The organism is Streptomyces sp. SPB074 (assembly GCF_000154905.1).
Classification (GTDB): domain Bacteria; phylum Actinomycetota; class Actinomycetes; order Streptomycetales; family Streptomycetaceae; genus Streptomyces.
On sequence record NZ_GG770539.1, the window covers coordinates 6,448,548 to 6,457,808 of the forward strand.

The window sequence follows — 9,261 nt, forward strand, 5'->3', positions numbered from 1 at the left end:
CGTCGGCGTTCCCCCGTCCCTCCCTCTCCGCGGCTTCCTTTCGCCCCACCCCTTTTCAGCTCCCCTGCGCGGGGTACACCACTTCACGTACCGATACGGAGTCCCCAAGGGCTCCCAGTGACGGGGTGAGACCATGCATCACCTGGACCAGGCCGGGCAGGCCCTCGCGCCCCGCGGCCCCGCGGCCGAGACCGCGCACCACTCGCGGCCCGAGCACCACTCGCGGCCCGAGCACGCGGGCGAGGCCCGTGAGGCCGTACGCGTCTTCCTCGACGGGCTGCGCCCCGTCGTCGCGGCCCGTACCGCGCAACACCTCCTGCTGCTCGTCTCCGAACTCGTCAGCAACGCGCTGCGGCACGCGGGCGCGGTCACCGGGCTGTCGCTGCGCGCGACCCCGGGCACGCTCACCGTCGAGGTGCGCGACCCGAGTTCCGAGCCCCCGGCCCCGCGCACCCCGAGCCTGGACGGCACGACGGGCGGCTTCGGCTGGCCGATGGTCAGGGAGATCGCCGAGACGCTTTCCGTCCGCGCCGAGCCGGACGGCGGCAAGACGGTGACGGCGGTCCTCGCCCGCTGAGCGCCCGGGCGGCCCCCGCGCCGCCTCCGCCCCCGATGCCGGGCCAGTATGCTTCTGCTTGTCTCGCAGAGGTCCGCCACATGGACGCCTGCTTTCCAGTGGGGGTGTGAAGTGGCCGAAGGGCCCACGGGGCTCGAATCCTCGCTGCCGCGACCGCGTGCCGGGCACGCCGATCCGGGGTGGGAACTCGACGTCACCCTGGTGCTCGTCGAGGACGACGCGGGGGACGCGCTGCTGGTCGAGGAGTACCTCGCCGACAGCGCGCTCAATCTGGGCCTCACCTGGTGCAAGACCCTCGCCGAAGCACAGGCGGTGCTCGCCCGCACGGCGGGCCCCCTGTGCGTCCTGCTCGACCTGCACCTCCCGGACGTGCACGGCCTCGACGCCGTCCGCCGGGTCCTGAACTCCGCCCCGGACGCCGCGATCATCGTCCTCACCGGTCTCGCCGAGAGCGAGATCGGGCTCGACGCGGTCGCGCTCGGCGCGCAGGACTACCTGGTCAAGAACCGGGTGGACCCCGAGACCCTGGGCCGCGCCGTGCGCTACGCGGTCCAGCGCAAGGTGGTCGAGCGGGCCTCCGCGGCGCTCCAGGTGAGCAGGCTGCGCGCCGAGGAGAACGCCCGTCTCGAACTGGGCCTGCTGCCCACCCCGCTGCTGCGTACCGTGCCCGCCGACTTCTCCGTCGTCTCGCGCTACGAGCCGGGCCGCGACCACGCCCTGCTCGGCGGGGACTTCTACGACGTCGTGCAGACGGCCGACGGGACCGTGCACGCGGTCGTCGGCGACGTCTCCGGGCACGGCGCCGCCGAGGCCGCGCTCGGCGTGTGCCTGCGCGTCGCCTGGCGCGCGGCGGTGCTCACCGGCTGCGTCGGCTCCGACCAGGCGCGGCTGCTGAACGAGATCCTGTGTGCCGAACGCGCCGGCGAGCACGTCTTCGCCACGTACGTGAGCCTCCGCTTCGACCCCGACCGCCGCACCCTGCACACCGTCCGCGCCGGGCACCACGGCAGCCTCATCCGCACGCCCGGCGGCATCGACTGGTACGAGCCGGACGGCGGCATGGCCCTCGGGCTGCTCGGCCCCTACCTGCCCGCCTCGGCCTGGCCCGAGGCGGTGCGCGCCGTCGAGCCCGACACGGCCGTCGTCTCCTTCACCGACGGGCTCTTCGAGGGCCGTACGGGGCCGGGAACACGACTGGGCGAGACCGGGCTCCTCGACCTCGCGCACCGCCACAACGAGCTGGCGGGCCCGGAATTCGTCCACACCCTCGTCCAGGAGGTCACGGCTCTCGCCGCACCGGCGGGCGGCCTCTCCGACGATCTCGCCGTCCTGCACCTCGCCTGGGAGAAGAAGTCATGACACAGGGCCACAGCGCGTCCCCGCGCGCGGGCCGCACCGGGCGCCTCTCGGTCCAGGGCTGGATGAACCTCGTCCTCGCCGTCCTCGGCGCCCTGCTCGTGCTCGCCGCCGTCCTGGTGGCGGCGCAGGTATCCCGCACCAACCAGCGCACCTCCGACCTCGTGGAGCGCATCCAGCCGGCCCGCTCGGCCTCCTTCCGGCTCCAGAAGGCGCTGCTCGACCAGGAGACCGCCGTGCGCGGCTACGCCCTCACGGGCGACGAGTCCTTCCTCGCGCCGTACGCCCAGGGCCAGAAGGACGAGAAGCGCTACGGCGACGGCGCCGCCCAGCTCCTCGCGGGCTACTCCGCCCCGGTCGCCGACCTCAAGGATTTGCGCGCGGCCGCCGCACGGTGGCGCGCGGGCACCGCCCAGCCGGTCATCGACCGCGTCCGCGACGGCGCCCCGGTGGCCCCGGGCAGGCTGGACTCCAGCAAGACCGAATTCGACCACATCCGCAGGCTCTTCGACGTGCAGATCACGCACCTGGACGAGGTGCGCGACAAGGCGAACAAGGAGCTGGACGCGGCGAAGCGGTTGCGCGACGGCACCTTCCTCGGCATCCTCGTCGTCCTCGTCGTGGGTGGCGGCGTTCTCGCCGTGCTCCTGCGCCGCATCGTCGGCCGCCCGCTCACGAGCCTCGAACGCGGCGCGCAGCTCGTGCGCGCGGGCGACTTCGACCGGCCCATCGCCATCGACGGCCCCTCCGACGTCCGCGCCCTCGGGCTCGCCGTCGAGGACATGCGCCGCAAGATCGTCGCCGAGCTGTCCGAGTCCCGCTCCCGCGCGGCGCTGCTCGCCGAGCGCACCGCGGAGCTCGACGCCCAGACCGCCGAGCTCCAGCGCTCCAACGCCGAGCTGGAACAGTTCGCCTACGTCGCCTCGCACGACCTCCAGGAACCGCTGCGCAAGGTCGCCTCCTTCTGCCAGCTCCTGGAGAAGCGGTACGGAGAACAGCTCGACGGACGCGGCAAGCAGTACATCGACTTCGCCGTGGACGGCGCCAAGCGGATGCAGGTCCTCATCAACGACCTGCTCGCCTTCTCGCGCGTGGGCCGCATGGGCGGCGACCTCGTGGAGATCCCGCTCGGCGACACGCTGGACCGCGCGCTGAGCGACCTGGAGGTGCCGATCGAGGAGGCGGGGGCCGTCGTGGAGACCGGGGGCGAGCTGCCCCGCGTGCTCGGCGACCGCACGACGCTCACGATGCTGTGGCAGAACCTGCTCGGCAACGCCGTCAAGTTCCGCCACCCCGAGCGCACCCCGCGTGTGCGCGTCACGAGCGTCCGCGAGGGCGACGTGTGGCACTTCGCGGTCACCGACAACGGCATCGGCGTTCCCGAGGAGTTCGGCGAGAAGGTCTTCGTCATCTTCCAGCGCCTCCACGGCCGCGAGGAGTACGGCGGGACGGGGATCGGCCTCGCGCTGTGCCGCAAGATCGTCGAGCACCACGGCGGGCAGATCGGCCTCGACCACGCCGTCACCGAGGGCGCCCGCGTACGCTTCACCCTCCCCGCCCTGCCCGGCACGCCCCCGGAGGACGGAAGCTTCGCCCTCGTCCCCGCCCAGTCCCCGCAGAGCCGGGCCGACGCCCCGGACCCCGCGCGGTCCTCCTCCCCGCAGTCCCCGTCCCCGCAGTCCCCGTCCTCCGCCACGCTTGGAGCCGCGAAGTGAACACCCCACCCCAGCCCATCGAGGTCCTTCTCGTCGAGGACGACCCGGGCGACGAGCTGATGACGCGCGAGGCGTTCGAGGACAACAAGATCCGCAACACCCTGCACGTCGTGCGCGACGGGCAGGAGGCGCTCGACTTCCTTTACCGCCAGGGCGAGCACGCGGGCGCCCCCCGCCCCGACCTGATCCTCCTCGACCTCAACCTGCCCAAGTACGACGGCCGGCAGGTCCTGGAGCGCATCAAGAGCGACGACAACCTCGCCCACATCCCGGTCGTGGTGCTCACCACCTCCTCCGCCGAGGAGGACATCCTGCGCAGCTACCGCCTGCACGCCAACGCCTACGTCACCAAACCGGTGGACCTCGACCAGTTCATCGCGGCGGTCCGCCAGATCGACGACTTCTTCGTGACCGTGGTGCGCCTGCCGCGCGCGGCCTCCTCCTGACACGGGCCCGCAGGGCCGCCGGGCCCTGAGCCGACGGGGTCCGGGGTGTCCGTGTCCGGGGCCTCCGGGGGCCGACGGGTGCGGGCCGACGCGTCCGGGGTGTCGGGTCACAGCGGGTTCGGCGCCCCCAGCGGGTTCGTGCAGAAGCCGCCCCCGACGTGCGCGGTCTCCAGCGGCGGGGGCTCCGGGGCGTCCCGCAGCAGGTGCGCGTACGCCTCCGCGTCGTCCTGCGGCTCGTAGCCCAGCGCCCGCGCCTCCGCGAGCGAGTAGACGCGACGCGTGTTGTCCGAGACGCCCCACACGAGCCGGTAGCCCGGCGAGGGCGCGCTCAGGCAGGCTTCGAAGAGGCGGGCGCAGTCGTCCGGCGAGAGCCAGGTGACGAGACCGCGGCGGCCGAGCGGCAGCGGGGTCTCGAAGCAGGAGCCGATGCGCAGCGCGAGCACGTCCATGCCGAAGCGCGCGTGGTAGAGACTGCCGAGCGCCTCGATCGCGGCCTTGCTCACGCCGTAGTACGAGTCCGGGCGGGGCGTGGAGTCGGCCGGCAGCCCCTCGGGGCCCGCCTCGTCCACGCGCCGGAAGCCCACCGCGTGGTTGCTCGACGCGAGCAGCACCCGGGTGACGCCCGCCCGCCGGGCGGCGTCCAGGACGACCTGGGTGCCGTGGATGTTCGTCGCGAGCATCGACTCCCAGGAGTTCTCCCGGCTCAGTCCGCCGAGGTGGATGAGCGCGTCCACGCCCTCGCACGCCCGCGCCATCACCTCGGGATCGGTCACCGAGCCGGTCAGTGTCTCGACGTCCTCGCCCGCGGCGCCCGGCTCCTGCGGTGCGAGGTCCAGCAGGCGCAGCACCCGCCCCGGGCGGCGCAGCCGTCCCCGCATCAACTGCCCGACCCCGCCCGCGGCCCCAGTGATCAACAGCCGCTGTGCTCCCACGGTGGTGCTCCTTCGTGACGGCCCCCGGGCGGGGGCGATGGTGTCTTCACGGACCCGGCGGGGGACCGCCCGGCGCGTCCCCGGGCACCGGGCGGGGCTCCGCCCGTCCGGCGCGTGCTCGCCCGCCGGGGTCCGGGCCGTTCAGCGAATGCCCGCCCGCCGCAGCTCGCGCCCGAGCCGCGTGGTGACCTCGACGAGCAGTTCGCCGATCTCCCGCACCCCCGCGTCGTCGATCTGGTCCACGGGCAGCGAGCAGCTGATCGCGTCGCTGGCCGGGATGCGGTACGGGACGACGGCGGCGACGCAGCGGATGCCCGGCGTGCCCTCCTCGCGTTCGGTCGCGTACCCCAGCTCCCTGGCCCGCTCGCACGCGGCGCGCAGCCCCTCGCGGCTGACGACGGTGCGCGCGGTGAGCGCGGTGAGCGTGCCGGGCAGGAGCGCGTCCACCTCGGCCGGCGTCAGCTCCGCGAGCAGCGCCTTGCCGAGCGCCGTCGCGTGCACCGGGAGCGAACGGCCTACGCGCGAGATGAGGTGCGTCGAGCGCTTCGCCTCGCGGGTCTCCAGGTAGACCACCTGCGCGCCGCTGCGCCGCGCGTAGTGCGCGGTGAACCCGGTGCGTTCCCTGATCAGTTCCAGGGCCTCGGTCGCGAAGGGCATCGCGGCGTCGCGGTCCAGGTACGCGGTCCCGCACACCAGGGCGCGGATGCCGAGCCGGTAGCGGGCCGCGCCCGCGTCCTGCTCCAGCCAGCCCACGTCGAGGAGCGTGCGGAGCAGCCCGTGCAGGCTGGAGCGCGGGAAGCCGGTGAGCGTGTGGAGCTCGGCGAGGGTGAGCCAGGTGTCGTGCGCGGCGAAGGTCTCCATGAGGTCCAGCGCGCGCCGGGCGGACTTGACGCCCGTGCCGCCACCGGCCCGTTCGTCCTCCTCCCCGGCGCGCCCGCCCGCCGCCGCTGCTTCCGCGACCGGCGCCCTGGCCGCCCGCTTTCCGGCCGCCTCCGCGGCCTCCTGTGTGCTCGGTGTCGCCACGCGATTCAAGTCCCCTCTACCTGCACGGAGTTCCTCGTCCCGGAACGGTCGGCGCCCCCGCGTTCCAGCCGTCCCTGTCCGCTCCGTTGACTTGTGACGGAGGCCATATTAGCTTCCGTCGCGTTCATGGAGATGGACAAGTTCCAGTACAGCATACGCGTTCATGTTTGTGAACGCCTCCCGGAATGACGGACGCTGAAAGGAAGTCATCGATGCATCCGTTCGACTGGACGGTCATGTGCGCGTACTTCGGCCTCATGGTCCTGATCGGCTGGTGGTCGCACCGCAGGGTCGGCGACGTGAAGGACTTCTTCACGGCCGGGGGCCGGATGCCGTGGTGGCTCGCCGGGATCTCGCACCACATGTCCGGCTACAGCGCCGTGCTCTTCGTCGCCTACGCGGGGGTCGCCTACACGACGGGGGTCACGGTCTACTTCTGGGGCTTCGCCTCCATCGGCGTCGGTGTCGGGATCGGCAGCTGGCTCTTCGCCGCCCGCTGGAACCGGCTGCGCTCCCGGCTCGGCGCCGCCTCACCCCTCGAATACCTCGCCCGCCGCTACAACGTCGCCACGCAGCAGGCCCTCGCCTGGAGCGGCAGCCTCCTCAAGATCGCCGACATCGCGGCCAAGTGGTTCGCCGTCGCCACGCTGCTCAACGTCTTCGCCGGGATCGACTACAACCTCGGCATCCTCATCACCGGCGCCATCACGCTCGTCTACTGCACGATCGGGGGTCTGTGGGCCGACGCCCTCACCGAACTCGGGCAGTTCGTCATCCAGGGGGCCGCCGCGCTCGTCATGATCGTCGTCGTGCTCCACAAGCTCGGCGGGTTCTCGGCGGTCTGGACGATGTGGGGCGACCTGCCCGACGGCCACCTGCACCCGGCGACCTCGCAGTACACGACCGTCTTCCTGCTCGTCTACGTACTCGTCAAGACGCTGGAGTACAACGGCGGCATGTGGAACCTCGCCCAGCGCTACATGGCGGCACCCAGCGCGAGCGAGGCCCGTCGCGGCGCGCGGCTCTCGGCGGCGCTCTACCTGTTCTGGCCGATCGTGCTCATGTTCCCGATGTTCGCCGCGCCCCTGCTCGTCCCCGGCCTCGACAACCCCAACGACTCCTACGCTGTCATGGCCACGACATTCCTGCCGCACGGGCTCATCGGCCTCGTCCTCGCCGGGATCTTCTCGCACACGATGGCGATGGTCTCCTCCGACGCCAACGCGATCTCGGCCGTCATCACGCGCGACATGATCCCCGTGCTCTCGGCGCGGGCCCGGCACTGGACGCAGCGGCAGGGCCTCAAGGCGGCACGCGTCACGACGGTCGTCTTCGTCCTGCTGACGATGGCGGTCGCGACGCAGGCCGAGAACCTGGGCGGCGTGCTCCAGATCGTCGTCAACTGGGTCGCCGCGCTGATGGGGCCGATATCCGTCCCGCTCCTGCTCGGGATGCTGCCGCGCTTCCGCACCTGCGGGCCCCGCGCGGCGCTCGTCTCCTGGGCGAGCGGGCTCCTCGCGTACGCGCTCGTCCACTACGTCTTCGACACCTCGCAGACGTGGCTCGTCGCGACCCCGGTCCTCGTCTCGCTCGCCCTCTACACGGGCCTCGGTTTCCTGCTCCCCGAGCCCTCCGAGGAGACGGAGAGCGTCCTCGCGCGGCTTGCCGACACCGACGACGACCCCTCGGGGCCCCCGCACACGAGCGAGGAGAGCCCGGTACGCGCCTGAGCCCGCCCCCGGCACGGGACGGGGGCGCGGGTACGGGGCGCTCGCGCGGCTCCTCCGGCGCCGGCCCGGCGGTACGCGGTCAGTGCCGTCCCGCGCCGGAGGAGTGGGACCGGGACCGGCGGCCCCGGTGCAGCGTGGCCCGTTCGCGTTCGTCCAGGCCGCCCCAGACCCCCGACCGCTGCTTGCTCTCCAGCGCGTACTCCAGGCACTCGGCGCGCACCGGGCACCCGGTGTACACCCGCTTCGCCTCCGCGCGCTGCGTGGCGCCCGGGCCCTCGTTGCTCACGGGGAAGAAGAGTTCGGGGTCGGTGTCCGCGCACGCGGCGCGCCGCATCCACTCCATGGGAGGTCCCTCCTCGGATCGGGAACGATGCGGTGCGGGTGACCGGGCCGCTCCGCCCGCAAACCCCGCCGCACCGCCTTCACGCCCCCCGCCGCAGACCCTTCACGCGAGCCCCGCGCCACCTCCGCGAGACGCGCGGCGACGGGGGCGTGCGGGGAGACGGTGGGGGCGCGTGGTGGTACGGCGGGGGCGCGGGGACGTGAGGCGGTGCGCGGCGGCGGGGAGCGCGTGGCCGAGGCGGGTCCCCGGCCTCAGTCCTCCTCGCCCTCGGGGTCCTCCGGCACGGTGTCCTCCGGGAGCCCGTAGTAGGCGTACAGCGCGCCCTCCCTGGCCGCGTCGATGTACTCCTCCGTGTCGCCGGGGCGCGGGGCCTCGCGGACGAAGTCCTTCGGCCACGGGACGGTGAGGCGGCGGCCCTCGCGGACCGCTCCGGCCAGCGGTACGAAGTGCTCGCGCAGGCCCAGGAGCCCCGTGCGGACCGTGACCCACTCGGGGCGCCCCGTCCGGTCGTCCAGATAGACCTCGTCCACACCGCCGATCTTCTCGCCGCCGTCGTCGTAGACGTCGAGGCCGTCCAGCTCACCCGGCGCGCCCAGCCGTTCGCTCCTCGTCACCGTGATCACCCCTCGCCGTGCGGTGTCCTCCTTCCATGGCGCACCCCGGGCGCCCCCGGGGCAACCGGAGCAGCCGGGGACGTGCGAAGCACGCGTCATGACGACGGACAGCACACAGCGCGTGGCGTGGACGGCGGGGGAGTGGCTCAACCGGCCGCCCGCGCACCGTACGGACGAGGCGGACGGGTCGCTGCTCGTCACGGCGGCCGGGGGCAGCGACTTCTGGCGCACGACCTCCTACGGCTTCGTCCGGGACACCGGGCACGCCCTGCTCGTGCCCTTCGCCCCGGACAGCGCCGTCGAAGTGACCTTCCGCGCCGACCTGCCCGAGCTCTACGACCAGGCGGGGGTCCTCGTCCGGGTCGCCCCCGGGACCTGGCTCAAGGCCGGGGGCGAGACGAGCGACGGCGTCCCGCATCTCGGCGCCGTCGTCACCCACGGCCCCCCACGGGGCCTTCCCGATTTGTCCCCTTCCCCCCCCTCCCCCCAAGGGGGGGGGGCCAGGACGTCACGGTCCGGGTCAGC

At 73.3% G+C, this 9,261-nt stretch carries 10 protein-coding genes; 6 read left to right on the forward strand and 4 right to left on the reverse strand.

All coding sequences use genetic code 11. The annotated features are described in order from the left end of the window. Window positions 1-133 precede the first annotated feature (133 nt). From SSBG_RS27555 to SSBG_RS27570, 4 genes are read left to right on the forward strand one after another with little or no spacing between them, the layout of a single operon-like run. On the forward strand, window positions 134-577 hold the full coding sequence (locus SSBG_RS27555) for an ATP-binding protein (protein WP_008749327.1): 444 nt from the start codon (window positions 134-136) through the stop codon (window positions 575-577). 48 nt (window positions 578-625) lie between these two features. Beyond that, entirely contained in the window at window positions 626-1,936 is a 1,311-nt protein-coding gene (locus SSBG_RS27560) for a PP2C family protein-serine/threonine phosphatase (protein WP_008749328.1), read from the forward strand. Beyond that, window positions 1,933-3,648 (forward strand): sensor histidine kinase, encoded by a 1,716-nt coding sequence (locus tag SSBG_RS27565; RefSeq protein WP_008749329.1) that lies wholly within the window; start codon window positions 1,933-1,935, stop codon window positions 3,646-3,648. The genes SSBG_RS27560 and SSBG_RS27565 overlap by 4 nt, the downstream gene beginning before the upstream one ends. Further along, on the forward strand, window positions 3,645-4,094 hold the full coding sequence (locus tag SSBG_RS27570) for a response regulator (RefSeq protein ID WP_008749330.1): 450 nt from the start codon (window positions 3,645-3,647) through the stop codon (window positions 4,092-4,094). The genes SSBG_RS27565 and SSBG_RS27570 overlap by 4 nt, the downstream gene beginning before the upstream one ends. A gap of 107 nt (window positions 4,095-4,201) precedes the next feature. Here the strand turns inward: SSBG_RS27570 and SSBG_RS27575 are convergent, their stop codons facing one another. Then, window positions 4,202-5,026: an NAD-dependent epimerase/dehydratase family protein gene (locus SSBG_RS27575; RefSeq protein ID WP_008749331.1), complete on the reverse strand. Its 825-nt coding sequence runs from the start codon at window positions 5,024-5,026 to the stop codon at window positions 4,202-4,204. A gap of 141 nt (window positions 5,027-5,167) precedes the next feature. Next, entirely contained in the window at window positions 5,168-6,049 is an 882-nt protein-coding gene (locus SSBG_RS27580) for an IclR family transcriptional regulator (RefSeq protein ID WP_008749332.1), read from the reverse strand. A gap of 212 nt (window positions 6,050-6,261) precedes the next feature. Here SSBG_RS27580 and SSBG_RS27585 point away from each other — a divergent pair, with 212 nt between their 5' ends. After that, the gene (locus SSBG_RS27585; protein ID WP_037870772.1) at window positions 6,262-7,779 is read left to right on the forward strand and encodes a sodium:solute symporter family protein; all 1,518 of its coding nucleotides are present in this window, start codon (window positions 6,262-6,264) and stop codon (window positions 7,777-7,779) included. 79 nt (window positions 7,780-7,858) lie between these two features. Here the strand turns inward: SSBG_RS27585 and SSBG_RS27590 are convergent, their stop codons facing one another. After that, a complete protein-coding gene (locus SSBG_RS27590) occupies window positions 7,859-8,122 on the reverse strand; it encodes a WhiB family transcriptional regulator (RefSeq protein WP_008749334.1) in 264 nt (87 codons plus the stop codon). Between the two features lie 251 nt (window positions 8,123-8,373). Further along, window positions 8,374-8,736, reverse strand: a complete 363-nt coding sequence (locus SSBG_RS27595) for a PRC-barrel domain-containing protein (RefSeq protein ID WP_234010662.1) — start codon at window positions 8,734-8,736, stop codon at window positions 8,374-8,376. Window positions 8,737-8,833: 97 nt separating this feature from the next. Between SSBG_RS27595 and SSBG_RS27600 the strand changes: the two genes are divergently transcribed. Further along, window positions 8,834-9,261, forward strand: a 428-nt coding sequence (locus SSBG_RS27600; RefSeq protein WP_037872055.1) for a DUF1349 domain-containing protein, incomplete at its 3' end; no start/stop codon positions are given.